This is a genomic window from Caballeronia concitans (assembly GCF_001544615.1).
Lineage (GTDB): Bacteria > Pseudomonadota > Gammaproteobacteria > Burkholderiales > Burkholderiaceae > Caballeronia > Caballeronia concitans.
Genome location: NZ_FCNV02000011.1, coordinates 212,265 through 229,358, shown reverse-complemented (window position 1 = coordinate 229,358; position 17,094 = coordinate 212,265). Strand labels below are relative to the sequence as shown.

Genomic DNA, 17,094 nt, shown 5'->3' with positions numbered 1-17,094 from the left:
TAAACCTTCCTCTTAATACTTCGTGTGAGACTCTTGATTACTTTTGCTATTGCCGATTCCGAAGAACCGGCCGCACTTGCCATCAAGCGCCCACACTTATCGGCTGTTAGTTTTTAAAGAGCACATCGCCTGACTCATCCACTTCACCGCACCGAGCGTCTTGCTCAGCGCCGCTTCCGTCTGGCGTTGCTGCATCAGCAGCAGAGAAACGAGATTATGAACATCGCCTCGGAGTCTGTCAACAAGTTTTTTGAACCGCTTTACTTGCTGATTGCGTTTGAGAAACCTTTGCATCGCTCTCACACGCACCCACGAAACTGCTTACTCCCGCCTCCTTCGCGTTCAGTGAATCGCGAAGGAACGGAATTCTAGTGAGTCGATGTGCGATATGCAAGGCCTTCCAGCACAAATTTTTTGATAGCGATTGCTGCATGCCGATTGCACTCTGCGAGAGGTCCAGATGTCCGCTTCGTCACTTATGGACTCAGCCGGCGAACGCGCCGGTAAAACATCCGCCCGAGCGACTACAATAAAAGGTTACCCGCCCCAATAACTCGTATCGATATGCGCACGCGAACCGCAAAACGTATTCCCCCAGACGCGGACAAACTCGTCAGTCTCTCCCTCGCGCTCTTCGCCTCGGGCAGTCGCGTCGAAGATCGCTTTTGGGAAAGCCGCCTCGACACGCTGATCGCCAAACTCGTGCGCAACGGCAACCAGACGACGCTCGACGCCGCGCTCGATCACCTTCAGCAAAACCATCCCGATGCGTATGGCGCACTGGCCGACATGGCCGAAACGCATAGCGAGTCGTTCCGCATCGACATCGATGGCTCGCCGCACGAAGCGCTGTTGATCGCGGCGCCGGTGCTTGCATGGACGCGTTACGCCATCCCTTCGGGCACATTGAAGAGCGACACGGTCGACGCCCTGCGCACGCAATTGCAGGCGCACGTCCTGGCGGCGGGCGCGCGCGTCGCCATTGCTCCGTATTTCTATAGCATCGACCAGTTGCCGCGGCATCACGTCGACACCGCGCGTCTCGCGCAGCAATTGATGCAGGCGGCGCTCGGCGGCGCCACCGCTCGCCTGAACCTGTCCGACCTGCCGGAGACTTCGCCGATTCTGGCCGACCCGCGCTTTCTGCTCGCGGTTGCTATCGTGCCTGCGGGCGCGGCCTTCTTCCGCTGGCAAGAGGATGAAAACAAAACGCGGATCGAGCGCAGCCAATGTCTCGAACAATGGAATGCTCAAGGCGGAGCGACCTTCGCGACCATCCTGCCCGGCTGCGAGTTCGAATGTTTGCTGCCGGATGCCTACTATTCCGCCTGTCGTGATGCCGACGAGCAGGTTCGTCCGCACACGGTTCGTACCGCGGTCCGTTATCTGTTCGATACGCTCGGCACCGCGCCGCAGGAATTGCGGGCGGTCATTGCGGGTTTCGGAGAGCGGCGCATTGACGAATATCGTATCGGCTTCACGCGCCGGGGCAGCAACGATGTGATCTACGGCGTCGTCTGGCCGCTGTATGGCCGCGAGAACGCGGACGTCGGCATGGAAGACGAAGCTGAGATCGAAGGCGCGGACGGCCCCGTCGAAGAAATAGTCGAACTGCTGCGCAAGGCTGGCATCACGGACGTGCGCCGCCACGCCGGGCGCTTCGAGCCGGAGTTCTGCGACGACTGCGGCGTACCGCTCTATGCCGATCCGCTAGGCGAAATCGTTCATGCGGAAATGCCCGAAGACGCCGAGCCGGCGCAACCTCACTTCCATTGACCGCATCGCGGTTCGCCTCGCGGCAAAGACCCAACCCCGCCCTCGTGCGGGGTTTTGTCCATTTTGCCTATGCCATTCGGACGAGGCGCGCAGACGCCGGAAGTTTGTCAATATGACGCTGGTGCCGACACAGTCGTTGGTGCCGAGACCCGTCGCGAATTGGCGTCGGACGTATTGAAATGAGGTAAAGCATGAAAATTATCATCATGGGTTCGGACGCGGAGCGCCGTGCGGGCCTGAAAACATTGCTACGCCGTGTCGCGCGTCAAGCACAGTTCACCGAAGCGAAAGACTGGCGGCAAGCCGCGTCGGTCATGAAGCGCTGTCAGGCCAGCATGATCGTCGTCGACTGGACTGAAACTTCGCGCGCGAGCGAGCTGGAGACGCTGCTCGACCATGCGCCGGGGGTGCCTGCCGCGATCATGGTGGACCGCTGTGGGGCTGCGCAGGTCTATATGCTGTTGGGAGCGGGCGCCATGGGCGTGATTCCGAGGACTCTCGAGCCTATCTTGATCCTCCGTGCGTTCGAAATGGTGCTCGTTGGCGGGCACTATATTCCGCCCGATGTCATCGATCTCGAGCCGCTGCGTCTTCTTCCGCTTCGCCGCTTTCAAACCGCTGCTGCACTTCCGCCCAGCGCGCCGATGCATACGACCTTGTCGCCGCGTCAGCAGCAGATCATGCGCTGCGTGCACATGGGAAGCACGAACAAGATGATCGCGAAGACCCTCGGCATCAGCGAGGGCACGGTGAAAATCCACCTTGCGAGCATCTTCCAGCAACTCGGCGCGACAAATCGCGCAGCTGCGGTCGCGATCTACAACGGTGTGCAGAATTCGCACCTCGAGATTCTGCGCATCGAGCGGCAACGGGCGCCCCGGCCGACGCCCGGCGCGTCCAACGTGATTCCGCTTCGTCAGCGGCGGACCAAGTATCCGTCGCTCGCGGGCGGCGGGGCGGTGTCCCTGCCGATGGCCGCGGAGCCCGAGGCGCCGTTCTAGCAACAATCGCCGGAAGCGGGTTCGTGGATTGCGCACACGTTTCACACGCAACGAGTAATATGCAAGGCATGGGGTTCTTCTATACACCGCTACCGCTTTGGCTGACCGCCGGCAGTTGGATTGCCGCCGTGGGGCTGCTCGCACTCGTGCTCGTGCAGCGGCCGTTCAGCCGCCTGCAGGACGCGACGCTCCAGCACGTGTGGCTGGGTGTCATCGTGTCGGTAACGGTGCTATGGGCATGCAATGCATGGTTCGACGACGGACCCGTCATTCACCTGCTGGGCGCGACGCTAATGGTCACGCTCTTCGACTGGCGGCTTGCGCTCCTCGGCACGGCCGCCAGCACGGGGCTGGCGGCCGTGGTGCTCGATGCGTCATGGCTCTCGGTTGCAACCACGTACCTGCTTTTCGGTGCGCTCCCCGTTGGCGTGTCGACGCTTCTGCAACGGCTCTCCAACGCGTGGCTGCCTCGAAATCTTTTCACGTTCATCGTGGGCCACGGGTTCGTTGCATCGGCTGCGGCGGTCGCCGCCGCGTGCGGCGCGACGATACTGCTCGAAACAGCGCTCGCCGGCGGCCCGGTCAACGTTCCTGCGGCTTTCACGCGCGGCTCGCTGCTGCTCGGCGCGGGCGAGGCGCTTTTCACCGGCTTGCTCACCATTCTGATCACGGTGTACAAGCCTGCGTGGATCACCACTTACGACGTGCGCCGTTATCGGCTCGATCGCGGCCCGCGCGTCTGAACGGAGCGATTTCTCGCTCGCTTCCGTAGCACCGTCCGGGACTGCGCGCGGTTCGGAGCGCGCACAAAGTACGATAAGATTGAACTCCTTCCCCACACGAGGCATCTTACTTGCCCGTGTCTTCTTAGCGCCAAATTGATGGAAAGTAACTACGCACCGCGCCGGCTCATGCGGCTCGTCGGCCGGTTCGCGGTATGCGCATGGCTTGCATGCGCGGTGTCCGCCTTTGCCGATACGCTCGACGAGCGCAACGAACTGATTCACCACTTCGTCATCGATTACAACGCCAACCCGCTCGTGGCGGATTGCGCCGCGCACGGCAACTTCATCGCCGGCACATCGACGGCGTTCGATCATGTCGAATTCCCGCCCTCCTCGTTCGATTCGTCGCATTCCACCATCGAGCCGTGGAACGACTCGTTCGATGAGAAGAAGCAGCGCATCAAGGTCGATAACGTCGTGACCGTCGAGGGCGAGGGCATGCCGAAGAGCGGCGAGCGCGAGCCCACGCCGCTCAAATTCCGCTGCGGATATGTCGGCAGCCAGATGCTGGCGTTCGGCTGGAACGATCCCGTGCCGCCTTTGCGTGGGCACGCCGAAGCACCCGCCGCGCGAGGCGCGTCGCGGGGAACCGGGCACAAAGCGACAGGCAAGCACGGCGCGAAGACCAAGTCGGCCTCGTCGGGCAAGGCGAAGAGCACGACCAAGTCGTCCGCCAAATCGGGCAAAGCGTCCAGCCCGAAGAAGTCATCGAAGAAACACTGAGCTTCAAAGAGGCGCGGTAAAACGAAAGGGCGTGGCCATCGGACGATGACCACGCCCTTTTTGCATGACGTGACGTGACGTGACGCGACTCGATCAGCTTACGCAGCGTCGTCGGCAAACGCCTGCAAGTGCCAAAGGATCGCTTGCAGCATCGACGCGCCCAGCGCCGCGCTCCGTTCTCCGCTCCAGCCTACGCGCTCGTCGGGCAGATTCGCGTTGTCCTTGAACGGCATCTCGAGCGTCAGCGACAGACATTTGTATTCGTTGCCGATGTACTTCGACGCGAGCTTCAACGCGTCCGTCTGATACCGGCTCGCTTCGTAGCCGTAGACGTCCTGGAAATCCGGGCTCGCCTGCTTGAAGAAATCGACGAACGTCTTCTGCTCCTTGAGCTGCTGCTCAGTGAACCCAGGCAGCATCTCCGACCCCGCGACGAACACATACGGCAGGCCTTCGTCGCCGTGAATATCGAAGAACATGTCGCAGCCCGTCGCGCGGATCGCATCGCGCACGAGCAGCACTTCGGGGCTGCGCTCGGCGCTCGGCTCCATCCATTCGCGATTCAGGTTCGCGCCCGCCGCGTTCGTACGCAGATTGCCGAGCACGCTGCCATCCGGATTCATGTTCGGCACGATATGAAACACCGCGCGATCGAAAAGCGCCCGCGCGACCGGATCGCCCGACCAGTCGCCCCAGCCCGCCAGGCGCTTCACGAGTCCTTCGACGAACCATTCCGCCATCGCCTCGCCCGGATGCTGGCGCGCGATGATCCACACGTTCTTCTTGGCTTGCGCACCTGCGTCGTTCGCGTCGCCCGTTAAGCCCAGCGTGAGCACCGACATCGGCCGATTCTCGACCGTGCGGCCGAGTTCCGTCAGCGTCGCGTGCGGCATCTGCTGAAGCGCGCCGAGAAATTCCGAATGACGCTCCTCGCTGTACGGCTCGAAGTACGCGTAATAAATGCGATCGAAGTCCGGCGTATGATCGATGGTCAGCACCGCGCCGTCATAGCGCGTCGGCACGCGGAACCAGTTCACGCGGTCGTAGCTCGCGACCGCCTGATAATCGCGCCAGCCCTCGGGGAACGCGCACTTCGACGCGTTCTCGAACGTCATCGCGAGGCGCTCGCCCCGCGCGCCCGATACGCGAAAGTAGAACCACTGCGCGAAGTCCGCGTGCGTATCCGGACGCACGCGAAGGCGAATGTCCGCCGGATTGCTGGCGTCGATGATCTCGATTGCGCCCGCGTCGAAGTTGCTGGTGATGGAAATGCTCATGTCGATGTCCTTTGTGCCGCGTCGGAACGCGTGAATGTCACTCCGCGACGCGGCGGCGAAACACGTAAGTCGTATCGTTCGATGCTGCCTGATCGAACTGGTAGCCTTCGCTGTCGAAGCCCTTCAGCGCCTCGGGCTGGTCGATCCGGTTCTGCACCGCGTAGCGCGCCATCAATCCGCGCGCGCGCTTCGCGTGAAAGCTGATGATCTTGTAGCGGCCGCCCTTCCAGTCCTCGAACACGGGCGACACCACCGGCACGTCGAGCAGCTTCGGCTTGACTGACTTGAAATACTCCTCCGATGCGCAATTCACGAGCACCCGCGCGCCGCGCTGCCGCCTGAACTGCTCGTTGAGCGCCGCCGTGATGCGCTCGCCCCAGAACGCGTAGAGATCCTTGCCGCGCGCGTTCTGCAGCTTCGTGCCCATTTCCAGCCGATACGGCTGCAGCAGATCCAGCGGCCGCAGCAGCCCATAAAGCCCCGACAGCACGCGCACGTGGTTCTGCGCGAAGTCGAGATCGGCGGAACTCAGCGTCTTCGCCGCGAAGCCTTCGTACACGTCGCCGTTGAACGCGAGCACCGCCTGCTTGGAATTGTTCGCGTCGAAAGTCTTCGACCATTCGGCATAGCGCTGGAAGTTGAGCACCGCGAGCTGATCCGAAATGCCCATCATCCCGCCGATCTGTTGCGGCGAAAGCTGGCGCAAGCCCTGGATGAGTTCGGCGGCGTCATCGACGAATTCGGGGAGCGTGTGTTTCCGGATGTGTGCGGGCGTCTCGTAGTCGAGCGATTTGGCGGGCGAGAGAACGATTATCATGGAGGCTCGCCGGCGCCTCGCCGACGAAGATAGGCATAAACCCCTGATTGTATCGAATGGATAATTCCGCCGCGTCACCGCAAAAACCGCGCGTCGTGCTCGATTCGAACGTGTGGATCGACATCCTCGTGTTCGACGATCCCGTCACCCGGCCGATCCGCGCCGCGCTCGAAGCGCGCACGCTCGATGCGCTCATCGACGCCCGCTGCCTCGCCGAACTCACGCACGTGCTCGACTATCCGCAATTCGTGCGGCTGGGGATCGACAAGGCGGCAGCGCTCGATACGCTCGGGCTGCTGTCGCGGCTCGTCGCGCCGGAAGCATCGGCGGACGAGCGTCCGTTGCCGAAGTGCCGCGACCGCGACGACCAGAAGTTTCTCGAACTCGCGCATGCATCGAATGCGGACTGGCTCGTATCGAAGGATCGCGCGGTGCTGAAGCTCGCGCGGCGCGTCGCGCGGGACTTCGCGTTTCGCATCGCGGAGCCGAAGCCGTTCGTCGCGGCGCTCGAAGCCGAGGCGCGCACCGCCGAAGTCGCCTGATCGCGCGCGTGAATAGTCGAAACGCATAGCCGAAACGCAAAGCCCAACAAGCACAGCACACGTCCAACAATCACCATGAACGCCATGCACGAAATGCCTGAAGCGTCACCCGAGCTGTCCTTTCCTTCGCGCCTGCCGAACGTCGGCACGACCATTTTCACCGTGATGAGTGCGCTCGCCGCGCAAAAAGGCGCGGTGAATCTCGGCCAGGGCTTCCCCGATTTCGATTGCGATGCGCGCATCGTCGATGCCGTCTCGGCCGCGATGCGCGACGGCCACAACCAGTATCCGCCGATGGCCGGCGCCGCGCCGCTGCGTCAGGCCATCGCGCGCAAGATCGAGGCGCTCTACGGCCGCGCCTATGACGCCGACCGCGAGATCACCGTCACCGCCGGCGCGACGCAGGCGCTGCTCACCGCCGTGCTGTGCTGCGTGCATCCGGGCGATGAAGTCGTCGTGATCGAACCGATGTACGACAGCTACGTGCCCGCGATCGAACTCGCGGGCGGCAAGCCGGTGTTCGTGTCGCTTGAAGCGCCGGACTACGCGCTGCCCTTCGACAAGATCGCCGCCGCGATCACGCCGAAGACGCGCCTTCTCATGATCAACACGCCGCACAATCCGACCGGCCGCGTCTGGCGCGAAGCGGACATGCGCAAGCTCGAAGACATCGTGCGCGGCACCAACGTGCTGATCGTCTCCGATGAAGTCTACGAACACATGGTCTACGACGGCGCGCCGCACGAAAGCGTCTCGCGCTATCCGGAACTCGCGCAGCGCAGCTTCGTGGTGTCGAGCTTCGGCAAGACGTTTCATGTGACCGGCTGGAAGATCGGCTATGTGGCCGCGCCTGTCGCGCTGACCGCTGAATTCCGCAAGGTGCATCAGTTCAACGTGTTCACCGTGAACACGCCGATGCAGATCGGTCTTGCGCATTACCTCGAAGACCCGAAGCCGTATCTCGAGCTTCCCGCGTTCTATCAGAAAAAGCGCGACTTCTTCCGAGCGGGCCTGGCGAACACGCGATTCTCGCTGCTGCCTTGCGACGGCACGTATTTCCAGTGCGTCGATTATTCGGCGATCAGCGACATGCCCGAAGCCGATTTCTCGCAATGGCTCACGAGCGAGATCGGCGTGGCGGCGATTCCGGTGTCGGCGTTCTATCACGAGAGCCACGAATCGGGCGTCGTGCGTTTCTGCTTCGCGAAGAAGGAAGAAACGCTCGCGCTCGCGCTGGAGCGGCTCAGCAAGCTCTAGCGCGCGACTCGCTGCCGGACATCCAGATCAGACAGAGCACATCGAGGAGACAGAAAGCATCATGAGTCCGCAGGAATACGAGATCGAGACGCTCGGCATTGTCGGCAGCGGCGCGATGGGGCGCGGCATCGCGCAGATCGCCGCGCTCGCCGGCCTGACCGTGCGTCTCCACGATTCGAACCCGGCCGCGCTCGACGCCGCCCGCGCGTATCTATCCGAGACGTTCGACAAGCTCGCGGCCAAAGGCAAGATCAAGGAAGCCGACGCGCACGCCGCGCTCGCCCGCGTCCACGATGCGCGGAACGTCAGCGAGCTGGCCGATTGCGGCGCGGTCGTCGAGGCGATCGTCGAGAACATCGAGATCAAGCGCAAAGTCTTTCGCGAACTGGAAAGCGTCGTCGCCGAGTCGTGCATTCTGGCGTCGAATACTTCGTCGCTTTCGATCACCGCGATCGCGGCGGGCTGTTCCCGGCCTGAGCGCGTCGCGGGCTTTCACTTCTTCAACCCCGTGCCGCTGATGCGCGTGGTGGAAGTCATCGACGGCCTGCGCGGCGACCCGCACGCCGGCGACGCGCTGATGGAGCTCGCGCGCCGCATCGGTCACACGCCGGTGCGCGCGAAGGACATGCCGGGCTTCATCGTCAATCATGCCGGGCGCGGCATGAACACCGAAGGCTTGCGCGTGGCGAGCGAAGGCGTCGCGAGTTTCGCGGACATCGACCGCATCATGCGCGAGCAGGCCGGCTTCCGGCTCGGGCCGTTCGAACTGCTGGACTTGACCGCGCTCGATGTCTCGCATCCGGTGATGGAATCCATCTATCATCAGTTCTACGAAGAACCGCGCTTCACGCCGTCGCCGATCACCGGCACGCGGCTCGCGGGCGGGCTGATCGGGCGCAAGGCGGGCGAAGGCTTTTATCGTTATGTCGATGGCAAGCAGCACGTGCCCGAAGAAGCGCCCGCGCCCACGCAACTGCCGGCGCGCGTGTGGATCAGCCGCGCATCGCACGCGGCGCGCGAGCAAGTGCTGAAGGTCATCGCGAAGCACGACGCGAATGTTCACATCGATTGCGGCAACACGCCCGAGCCGGATTCGCTGATCATCGTCACGCCGCTCGGTTTCGATGCAACCACGACCGCCGTCGCCGAGCATCTCGACGCCACGCGCGTCGTCGCCGTCGATACGCTCTTTCCGCTCGATACCGTCGCGCGCCGCACGATCATGACGACGCCCGCGACCACGCCCGCCATGCGCGACGCCGCCCACGCGCTCTTCGCCGCCGACGGCGTGCCGGTCACCGTCATCCGCGATTCGACCGGCTTCGTCGCGCAGCGCGTCGTGGCGACGATCGTCAACATCGGCTGCGATATCGCGCAACAGGGCATCGCGACGCCTGCGGACATCGACCTCGCCGTGACGCTCGGACTCGGCTATCCGCGCGGCCCGCTCGCGCTCGGCGATTCGCTCGGCGCGGCGACCATCCTCACGATTCTGCGCAACATCCAGAGCGTGCTCGGCGATCCGCGCTACCGCCCTTCTCCGTGGCTCACGCGCCGCGCGCAGCTCGGCCTTTCGCTCACCCACACCGAGGAACTTCGATGAGCGCCGAACTCCTGACACACCGCCCCGCCGGCAGCGACACCACGCTCGTGCTGAAGCTCTCGAATCCGGGCGTGCGCAACGCGCTGCATCCGGACATGTACGCGGCGGGCATCGAGGCGCTTTCAACGGCCGAACGCGACAACTCCGTGCGCGCGATCGTGCTGACGGGCGCCGACAACTTCTTCTGCGCGGGCGGCAATCTGAACCGGCTGCTGGAGAATCGCGCGAAGGAGCCGTCGGTGCAGGCAGAAAGCATCGACCTGCTCGCGGAATGGATCAGCGCGTTGCGCGCATCGACGAAACCGGTGATCGCGGCCGTCGAAGGCGCAGCGGCCGGCGCGGGCTTTTCGCTCGCGCTCGCGTGCGATCTGATCGTCGCCGCCGACGACGCGAAGTTCGTCATGTCGTACGCGCGCGTCGGCCTCACGCCCGATGGCGGCGCTTCGTGGTTCCTGTCCCGCGCGTTGCCGCGCACGCTCGCGAGCGAAGTGCTGCTCGAAGCCAAGCCGATCGGCGCGGTGCGTCTGCATGAAGTCGGCGTCGTGAACCGGCTGACGAAGAAAGGCATTGCGCTCGATGCCGCCATCGCCTGGGCCGACGATCTCGGCAGCGTGTCGCCGAAAGCGCTCGCGCGCATCAAGTCGCTGATCAACGCGGCGGACGTGCAGCCGCTCGCCGCGCACCTCGACATGGAGCGCGATTCTTTCGTCGATGCCCTTCATCACGGCGATGCGCTCGAAGGCATCACCGCGTTCCTCGAAAAGCGTCAGCCGAACTATCGCTAAGCCATGACTCAATACGAATTGCCGAAGCGGCGGCGCATCTTCCTGATGCGACACGGCGACGTCACGTATTTCGACGACACCGGTCGCGCGATCGATCCCGAGAGCGTGCCGCTCAACGAACGCGGCCGCGAGGAAGCGAGCGCGGCGGGCCGCGAGTTCGCGGCGCAGAAGATTCGCTTCGACCGCGTGATCGCGAGCGGCTTGCCGCGCACGGTCGAAACGGCGCAGCGCGTGCTCGCGGAAACGGGGCAATCGGCGGAAATCGAAATCTGGCCCGAGTGGCAGGAGATACGCGGCGGACGGCTCACGAATCTGTCGACGAGCGATATCGAGCGCGCGTTTCTCTCGGTGTTCGACGGCGTCGTGCCCGAAGAAACGCAGTTTCTTGGCGGCGAAACCATCGGGCAACTGCTCGACCGCGCGCTGCCCGCGATGACCAAACTGCGCGCCGACGCCGCGTGGGACACCGTGCTGCTCGTGCTGCACGGCGGCGTGAATCGCGCGTTGCTGTCGCATGCGATCACAGCGGGCGGACGCGCGTTCTACGGGCATCTGTCGCAGGCGACGGGCTGCATCAACGCACTCGATGTCGGCGACAAACCCGGCGACTGGGTCGTGCATGCGATCAATCATTCGCCGCCCTCGCCGCTGCACGCCGACGTGCGCAACACGACGATGGAACTGCTCTACGCGCAATTCGTCCGGTTCAAGGCGAGCGACATGAACTGACGACGCTTCACCACAAAACGGAGGAGACGATGCCTGACAACGACACGAACAAGCACTCCGATTTTTCAGCATTCGAAGGCACGCGCCCGGTGAACGAGCGCCAGCGCTTCGATACCGATGCGCTCGCCGCGTGGCTCGCATCGCACGTCGATGGTTTCGCGGGACCGCTCGCCGTCGAGCAGTTCGCGGGCGGCCAGTCGAACCCGACGTTCAAGCTCGTCACGCCGTCGCGCAGCTATGTGATGCGCGCGAAGCCCGGCCCCGCCGCGAAGTTGTTGCCATCGGCGCATGCGATCGAACGCGAGTATCGCGTGATGGACGCGCTCGCCGCCACCGACGTGCCCGTCGCGCGCATGCTCGCGCTTTGCGAGGACGAAAGCGTGATCGGCCGCGCGTTCTACGTGATGGAGTTCGTCGAAGGCCGCGTGCTGTGGGACCCGTCGCTGCCCGGCATGACGCAGGCGGAACGCGCCGCGATCTACGACGAAACGAACCGCGTGATCGCCGCGCTCCATACGGTCGATGCCGAAGCCGCCGGACTCGCCGATTACGGCAAGCCGGGCAATTACTTCGAGCGGCAGATCGGGCGCTGGAGCAAGCAATACGTCGCGTCGCAGACGGAGAAGATCGATGCGATGGACCGGCTCATCGACTGGCTGCCGCAGCGCATTCCGCCGGCGTCCGACAGAAAGGCGAGCGTGGTGCACGGCGACTTCCGGCTCGACAACCTGATCTTTCATCGCGACGAGCCGCGCGTGCTTGCGGTGCTCGACTGGGAACTCTCGACGCTCGGCGACCCGCTCGCCGACTTCGCCTATCACTGCATGGCGTGGCATGTCGATCCGTCGCAGTTTCGCGGCATCGCGGGCCTCGACTGGGCGGCGCTCGGCATCCCCGACGAAGCCGCATACGTCGCGCGATATTGCGAACGCACGGGCCTCGCGATCGAAGGCGACTGGAACTTCTATCTCGCGTACAACATGTTCCGCATCGCGGCGATCCTGCAAGGCATCATGAAGCGCGTCACCGATGGCACCGCCGCGAGCGCGCAAGCCATCGACGCGGGACGCCGCGCGCGCCCCATGGCCGAACTTGCGTGGCAATACGCGCAGAAAGTCGGACGATAACGACGAACGAGGAGACACCGGCATGAACTTCGATTACACGCCCAAGGTGAACGCGTTGCGCGAGAAGCTGCTCGCGTTCTTCGACGCGCACATCTATCCGAACGAGCGCGCGTTCGTCGATGAAATCGCGGCCAATCGCGCGGCCGGCAACGCGTGGATACCGACGCGCCTCATCGAAGATCTCAAGGAGCAGGCGCGAAGCGAAGGCTTGTGGAATCTCTTTTTGCCCGCGTCGGAGCGAGGCGCGGGCCTGACGAATCTCGAATACGCGCCGCTCTGCGAAATCATGGGGCGCGTGCCGTGGGCGCCCGAAGTCTTCAATTGCAGCGCACCCGATACCGGCAACATGGAAACGATCGAGCGTTACGGTACGGATGCGCAGAAGGCGCAATGGCTCGAGCCGCTCTTGCGCGGCGAGATCCGTTCGGCGTTTCTGATGACGGAGCCGGAAGTCGCATCGTCGGATGCGACGAATATCCGATGCAGCATCGTGCGCGACGGCGACGGCTACGTCATCGACGGCCACAAGTGGTGGTCGTCCGGTGCGGGCGATCCGCGCTGCAAGGTGTTCATCGTGATGGGCAAGACGGACCCCGATGCGCCGAAGCACGCGCAACAATCGATGATTCTCGTCCCCGCCGATGCGCCGGGCATCACGGTGCATCGTCCGCTCAATGTGTTCGGTTACGACGACGCGCCGCACGGTCACATGGACATCACGCTCGACGGCGTGCGCGTGCCCGCCGCGAATCTGCTACTAGGCGTTGGACGCGGCTTCGAGATCGCGCAAGGGCGGCTCGGGCCGGGGCGCATTCACCATTGCATGCGTTTGATTGGCCTCGCCGAACGCGCGCTCGAACTGATGACGAAGCGCACGCTCGCGCGCGTCGCATTCGGCAAGCCGATCGCGCAGCATGGCGTGACGCAGGAACGCATCGCACAAGCGCGGATCATGATCGAACAGGCGCGGCTTCTGACGCTTAAGGCCGCGTACATGATGGATACCGTCGGCAACAAGGGCGCGCGCGGCGAGATCGCGATGATCAAGGTCGTCGCGCCGAACGTCGCGTGTCAGGTCATCGACTGGGCGATTCAGGCGCACGGCGCGGGCGGCGTCAGCGACGACTTTCCGCTCGCGTATGCGTACGCGTCGGCGCGGGCGCTGCGTCTCGCCGACGGACCCGACGAAGTTCACCGCAACGCGATCGCCAAGCTGGAACTGGCGAAATACGTTTCAGGAAGCTGACGCGCTCGAATCGCGCAGACCGAAGAGCGCGGCGGAATCGACCGTCAAAACCAGTTCGCCATCCTGATTGTGCGCTTCCCAGCGCGTCGACACGATGCCGCGATCCGGCTTGCTCTTCGACACGCGCTTGTCGAGCACGCGCACGGTCAGGCGTACCGAATCGCCGACGCGCACCGGCTTCAGCCAGCGGATGTTGTCGAGCCCGGGCGATCCCATCGATGTCGAACCGGCGAGCATGTCGCGCACGAGAATGCCCATCATCGCCGAGCACGTGTTCCAGCCGCTCGCCACCAGTCCGCCGAAATGCGACGCCCTGCCCGCTTCGTCGGAAAGGTGAAACGGCTGCGGATCGTAACGGCTCGCGAATTCCACGATCTCCTCGCGCGAAAAGGTATGCGCGCCGAGCGTCACTGCCGCGCCTGCTTCGAAGTCTTCAAAGCTGTAGGTCATGCAAAGGTCCTCGTGAACGTCAAACGTCGGTGAGAGAAAACGCGGGCGACGCAGCAAAGCGCGCGAGGTGATGATCCACGTCGCCGAGCGTCGTCTCGATGATGGAAAGCCGCTTGAACCAGTGCGCGACGGGCAATTCGTTCGTCACGCCCATGCCGCCGTGCAACTGCACCGCCTGTTGGCCGACGAAGCGCGCGGCCTGCCCGACGCGCGCCTTCGCCGCCGATACGGCCTGCGCGCGGGCGACGGCGTCCGCGCTTGCGTAGCGCGCGGCGGCGAGATACGTGATCGAGCGCGCCTGCTCGGTGTGAATGAGCATGTCGACCATGCGATGCTGCAACGCCTGAAAGCGCGCGATCGGCACGCCGAATTGCTGGCGTTCCTTCGTGTATTCGACGGTCGCGCGATTGAGCGCATCGAGCGCGCCGAGCGCTTCGGCGCATAGCAGGAACGTCGCGTAATCGGCGATACCTTCGAGCGTCGCCGCGCCGGTCCCACGGCCGTCGAGGCGCGTGGCGGGGGTCGCGTGGAAGGCGAGCGTCGCGGCGCGCTGACCGTCGATCGTGCGATATTCGGTGATGTCGGCGTTCGCGGCGTCGCGCGCCACGACGAATAGCGCGATTTCGCCTTCGATGCGCGCGGGCACGATCCAGTAGTCGGCCTGCGCGCCGTGCCGCACGACCGATTTCACGCCGGCAATCGTGTAGTCGCCGGAATTGGCACTGGCCGTGGCCGTCGTGCGCAGATCGAAGAGGTCGTAACGCGCGTGCGGTTCGTCGAACGCGACGGACAGCCGAATGTCCCCTCGCGCCGCGCGTTCGAGCAAGGCGCTCGCGATCGCGCTTTCCTTCGATGCCACCAGCCGCAACGCTTCGATGCCGACCACCGTCGCCCACACCGGCTCGACGACGAGCGCACGCCCAAGCTCCTGCATGACCACGAGCATATCGACGGGACCGCCGTCGAAACCGCCCTGCGCTTCGGGCACCGGCAGCGCGAGCACGCCGAGTTCGGCGAAGGCGCGCCAATGCGCGTCATCGATGCCGGCATCCGACGCCACGATTTTCTGCCGCGCATCGAAGCCGTATTCGTTGTCGAGATAGCGGCGCAGCGCATCGCGAAACTGCTGCTGTTCATCGCTGAAGTCGAAATTCATGCGCCGCTCCTCAAAGTCCCAGAATCATCTGCGCGATGATGTTCTTTTGAATCTCGTTCGATCCGCCGTAAATCGATGTCTTGCGGAAGTTGAAGTAGTACGCGGCGAGCGGCGCGGCGTCATCGTCGCCCGTGATGCTGGTTTCGCGCTCGCCTTCGAGAAACGCGGGATCGAAAGCGGCGGCCTGCGGGCCGATTGCCTCGAACATCAGCTCGGTCAACGCCTGCTGCACTTCGGTGCCCTTGATCTTGAGCATCGACGCTTCCGGGCCCGGCCCCTTCCCGCCCGCCTCGCTCGCGACGACGCGCAGCACCGTCACTTCGAGCGCCATCAATTCGATTTCGAGCGCCGCGACTTTGGCGGCGAAAAGCGGATCGTGCAGCAGCGGCTTGCCCTGCTTGTTCCGGTCGAGTGCGAGGCGCTTGAGAAACGCCAGCTCACGCTTCGATTGCCCCACACGCGCGATGCCCGTGCGCTCGTGGCCGAGCAGGAACTTCGCGTAGGTCCATCCGCGATTTTCCTCGCCGACGAGATTGGCGACCGGCACCTTCACGTCCTCGAAGAACACTTCGTTGACTTCGTGATCTTCGTCGAGCGTGATGATCGGACGCACGGTGATGCCCGGCGTCTTCATGTCGATGAGCAGGAACGAGATGCCCTCCTGCTTCTTGGCTTGCGGGTCGGTGCGCACGAGGCAGAACATCATGTCGGCGTGCTGCCCGAGCGTCGTCCAGGTCTTTTGTCCGTTGACGATGTAGTGATCGCCCTGCCGATCGGCGCGTGTGCGCAGCGATGCCAGATCGGAGCCGGAGCCGGGTTCGGAATAGCCCTGGCACCACCAGTCGGAGCCATCGAGAATGCGCGGCAGGAAGTAGGACTTCTGCGCCTCGCTGCCGTATTTCATCAGCACGGGCGCGACCATCGATACACCGAACGGCAGCACGATCGGCGCGCCGGCGCGCGCGCATTCCTCGTCCCAGATGTGGCGCTGCGTCGCGTCCCAGCCCGGACCGCCGTATTCACGCGGCCATGCGACCGCCGACCAGCTGCGCGAGCCGAGCAGCTTGTGCCAATTGGCGTAGTCTTCGCCATTCAGGCGTTTGTGATGGAGAACTTTGTCGCGCAGAACGCGCGGCAGATTGGCTTCGAGCCAGGCGCGGACGTCGGCCCGGAAGGCGTCGTCGGCAGGGGAATAATTGATGTCCATGCGCGGTGTCTCCTTTTTGTGCCGAAGCCACCGGAGACGCCGCGCTCGCGCTTTACTGCAGCGGCTCCTTCAGTGAGGCCGGTACGGGCAACTGCATCACTTCGATGCCTTCTTCGAGCAAGGCGTGCGCGTCTTCGGGCGTGGTGACGCCGCGAATGTTGCGCGCCGGCGCTTCGTTGTAGTGAATGCGCCGCGCCTCTTCCGCAAAACGCTCGCCCACGTTCTCGGTCTTCTCGATCAACTCACGCATGAACTGCAGCGCGCGGGCCTGAAGCGCGGCGGCTTCGGGCGCGGCGTGCGGCGGCTGCGCGGGCGCGGGCGCATCGCCGCGCGCCGACGACAGATTCAGCCGAGGCGCGGAAGGCATGCGGCTGACATCCGTCGCAGAACACACGGGACACGCGACCAGCTTGCGCGCCAATTGCGACTCGAACTCGTCGGCCGAGGCGAACCAGCCTTCGAACCGATGTTCGTGCGCGCACTTTAAATCGAGGACCTTCATGCTGATGGGGCTTCGTTGTAGTTTAATCTCGCAATCGCGAATTGTGAACGGTCGTTCGTTACATATGACGATATCGAACGATCGCGGAACGGTCTTTTGATTCTAGCCGTT

The 17,094-nt window shown here is 64.0% G+C and carries 17 protein-coding genes; 11 read left to right on the top strand and 6 right to left on the bottom strand.

Annotated features, from left to right (window positions below):
- Positions 1–564: 564 nt before the first annotated feature.
- The 4 genes from AWB72_RS22515 (at position 565) to AWB72_RS22500 (ending at position 4,285) form a co-directional block, all read left to right on the top strand.
- Positions 565–1,776 carry a DUF2863 family protein gene (locus AWB72_RS22515; RefSeq protein WP_040051593.1) on the top strand — a complete coding sequence of 404 codons (1,212 nt, stop codon included), beginning with the start codon at positions 565–567 and terminating at the stop codon, positions 1,774–1,776.
- A 206-nt stretch (positions 1,777–1,982) separates the two neighbouring features.
- The gene (locus tag AWB72_RS22510; RefSeq protein ID WP_374728912.1) at positions 1,983–2,777 is read left to right on the top strand and encodes a helix-turn-helix transcriptional regulator; all 795 of its coding nucleotides are present in this window, start codon (positions 1,983–1,985) and stop codon (positions 2,775–2,777) included.
- A 68-nt stretch (positions 2,778–2,845) separates the two neighbouring features.
- Complete coding sequence (locus AWB72_RS22505) at positions 2,846–3,520, top strand: energy-coupling factor ABC transporter permease (RefSeq protein ID WP_040051640.1); 675 nt, start codon at positions 2,846–2,848, stop codon at positions 3,518–3,520.
- A 138-nt stretch (positions 3,521–3,658) separates the two neighbouring features.
- On the top strand, positions 3,659–4,285 hold the full coding sequence (locus AWB72_RS22500; protein ID WP_040051591.1) for a BspC domain-containing protein: 627 nt from the start codon (positions 3,659–3,661) through the stop codon (positions 4,283–4,285).
- Between the two features lie 98 nt (positions 4,286–4,383).
- Here AWB72_RS22500 and AWB72_RS22495 read toward each other — a convergent pair whose 3' ends face one another.
- Both AWB72_RS22495 and yaaA read right to left on the bottom strand, forming a co-directional pair.
- On the bottom strand, positions 4,384–5,562 hold the full coding sequence (locus tag AWB72_RS22495) for a M14 family metallopeptidase (protein WP_040051590.1): 1,179 nt from the start codon (positions 5,560–5,562) through the stop codon (positions 4,384–4,386).
- 37 nt (positions 5,563–5,599) lie between these two features.
- The gene (gene yaaA, locus AWB72_RS22490) at positions 5,600–6,379 is read right to left on the bottom strand and encodes a peroxide stress protein YaaA (protein ID WP_040051589.1); all 780 of its coding nucleotides are present in this window, start codon (positions 6,377–6,379) and stop codon (positions 5,600–5,602) included.
- Between the two features lie 56 nt (positions 6,380–6,435).
- Between yaaA and AWB72_RS22485 the strand changes: the two genes are divergently transcribed.
- From AWB72_RS22485 to AWB72_RS22455, 7 genes are all read left to right on the top strand, one after another.
- Positions 6,436–6,921 carry a putative toxin-antitoxin system toxin component, PIN family gene (locus AWB72_RS22485; RefSeq protein ID WP_040051588.1) on the top strand — a complete coding sequence of 162 codons (486 nt, stop codon included), beginning with the start codon at positions 6,436–6,438 and terminating at the stop codon, positions 6,919–6,921.
- A 75-nt stretch (positions 6,922–6,996) separates the two neighbouring features.
- Positions 6,997–8,178, top strand: a complete 1,182-nt coding sequence (locus tag AWB72_RS22480) for a pyridoxal phosphate-dependent aminotransferase (RefSeq protein WP_040051587.1) — start codon at positions 6,997–6,999, stop codon at positions 8,176–8,178.
- A gap of 61 nt (positions 8,179–8,239) precedes the next feature.
- Positions 8,240–9,781: a 3-hydroxyacyl-CoA dehydrogenase gene (locus tag AWB72_RS22475; RefSeq protein ID WP_040051586.1), complete on the top strand. Its 1,542-nt coding sequence runs from the start codon at positions 8,240–8,242 to the stop codon at positions 9,779–9,781.
- Positions 9,778–10,566, top strand: a complete 789-nt coding sequence (locus AWB72_RS22470; protein ID WP_040051585.1) for an oxepin-CoA hydrolase, alternative type — start codon at positions 9,778–9,780, stop codon at positions 10,564–10,566. Before AWB72_RS22475 ends, AWB72_RS22470 begins: the two co-directional genes overlap by 4 nt.
- 3 nt (positions 10,567–10,569) lie before the next feature.
- Positions 10,570–11,295 (top strand): histidine phosphatase family protein, encoded by a 726-nt coding sequence (locus AWB72_RS22465; RefSeq protein WP_040051584.1) that lies wholly within the window; start codon positions 10,570–10,572, stop codon positions 11,293–11,295.
- A gap of 29 nt (positions 11,296–11,324) precedes the next feature.
- Complete coding sequence (locus AWB72_RS22460; RefSeq protein ID WP_040051583.1) at positions 11,325–12,422, top strand: phosphotransferase; 1,098 nt, start codon at positions 11,325–11,327, stop codon at positions 12,420–12,422.
- 22 nt (positions 12,423–12,444) lie between these two features.
- Positions 12,445–13,668, top strand: a complete 1,224-nt coding sequence (locus AWB72_RS22455; RefSeq protein ID WP_040051582.1) for an acyl-CoA dehydrogenase family protein — start codon at positions 12,445–12,447, stop codon at positions 13,666–13,668.
- Here AWB72_RS22455 and AWB72_RS22450 read toward each other — a convergent pair.
- From AWB72_RS22450 to AWB72_RS22435, 4 genes are read right to left on the bottom strand one after another with little or no spacing between them, the layout of a single operon-like run.
- Positions 13,657–14,118, bottom strand: coding sequence for a MaoC family dehydratase (locus AWB72_RS22450; RefSeq protein ID WP_040051581.1), 462 nt, complete (start codon positions 14,116–14,118; stop codon positions 13,657–13,659). The two genes, AWB72_RS22455 and AWB72_RS22450, sit on opposite strands and share 12 nt — an antisense overlap.
- Positions 14,119–14,137: 19 nt before the next feature.
- Positions 14,138–15,274 (bottom strand): acyl-CoA dehydrogenase family protein, encoded by a 1,137-nt coding sequence (locus AWB72_RS22445; protein ID WP_040051580.1) that lies wholly within the window; start codon positions 15,272–15,274, stop codon positions 14,138–14,140.
- Between the two features lie 10 nt (positions 15,275–15,284).
- On the bottom strand, positions 15,285–16,481 hold the full coding sequence (locus AWB72_RS22440; RefSeq protein WP_040051579.1) for an acyl-CoA dehydrogenase family protein: 1,197 nt from the start codon (positions 16,479–16,481) through the stop codon (positions 15,285–15,287).
- Positions 16,482–16,533: 52 nt separating this feature from the next.
- Entirely contained in the window at positions 16,534–16,983 is a 450-nt protein-coding gene (locus tag AWB72_RS22435) for a DUF1178 family protein (protein WP_040051578.1), read from the bottom strand.
- Between the last annotated feature and the right edge of the window lie 111 nt (positions 16,984–17,094).

What these genes read in the sequence shown, in the direction of transcription:
- AWB72_RS22515 (WP_040051593.1), top strand. Translation starts at nt 565, where the DNA reads ATGCGCACGCGAACCGCAAAACGTATTCCCCCAGACGCGGACAAACTC.
- AWB72_RS22510 (WP_374728912.1), top strand. Translation starts at nt 1,983, where the DNA reads ATGGGTTCGGACGCGGAGCGCCGTGCGGGCCTGAAAACATTGCTACGC.
- AWB72_RS22505 (WP_040051640.1), top strand. Translation starts at nt 2,846, where the DNA reads ATGGGGTTCTTCTATACACCGCTACCGCTTTGGCTGACCGCCGGCAGT.
- AWB72_RS22500 (WP_040051591.1), top strand. Translation starts at nt 3,659, where the DNA reads ATGGAAAGTAACTACGCACCGCGCCGGCTCATGCGGCTCGTCGGCCGG.
- AWB72_RS22495 (WP_040051590.1), bottom strand. Translation starts at nt 5,562, where the DNA reads ATGAGCATTTCCATCACCAGCAACTTCGACGCGGGCGCAATCGAGATC.
- yaaA (WP_040051589.1), bottom strand. Translation starts at nt 6,379, where the DNA reads ATGATAATCGTTCTCTCGCCCGCCAAATCGCTCGACTACGAGACGCCC.
- AWB72_RS22485 (WP_040051588.1), top strand. Translation starts at nt 6,436, where the DNA reads ATGGATAATTCCGCCGCGTCACCGCAAAAACCGCGCGTCGTGCTCGAT.
- AWB72_RS22480 (WP_040051587.1), top strand. Translation starts at nt 6,997, where the DNA reads ATGAACGCCATGCACGAAATGCCTGAAGCGTCACCCGAGCTGTCCTTT.
- AWB72_RS22475 (WP_040051586.1), top strand. Translation starts at nt 8,240, where the DNA reads ATGAGTCCGCAGGAATACGAGATCGAGACGCTCGGCATTGTCGGCAGC.
- AWB72_RS22470 (WP_040051585.1), top strand. Translation starts at nt 9,778, where the DNA reads ATGAGCGCCGAACTCCTGACACACCGCCCCGCCGGCAGCGACACCACG.
- AWB72_RS22465 (WP_040051584.1), top strand. Translation starts at nt 10,570, where the DNA reads ATGACTCAATACGAATTGCCGAAGCGGCGGCGCATCTTCCTGATGCGA.
- AWB72_RS22460 (WP_040051583.1), top strand. Translation starts at nt 11,325, where the DNA reads ATGCCTGACAACGACACGAACAAGCACTCCGATTTTTCAGCATTCGAA.
- AWB72_RS22455 (WP_040051582.1), top strand. Translation starts at nt 12,445, where the DNA reads ATGAACTTCGATTACACGCCCAAGGTGAACGCGTTGCGCGAGAAGCTG.
- AWB72_RS22450 (WP_040051581.1), bottom strand. Translation starts at nt 14,118, where the DNA reads ATGACCTACAGCTTTGAAGACTTCGAAGCAGGCGCGGCAGTGACGCTC.
- AWB72_RS22445 (WP_040051580.1), bottom strand. Translation starts at nt 15,274, where the DNA reads ATGAATTTCGACTTCAGCGATGAACAGCAGCAGTTTCGCGATGCGCTG.
- AWB72_RS22440 (WP_040051579.1), bottom strand. Translation starts at nt 16,481, where the DNA reads ATGGACATCAATTATTCCCCTGCCGACGACGCCTTCCGGGCCGACGTC.
- AWB72_RS22435 (WP_040051578.1), bottom strand. Translation starts at nt 16,983, where the DNA reads ATGAAGGTCCTCGATTTAAAGTGCGCGCACGAACATCGGTTCGAAGGC.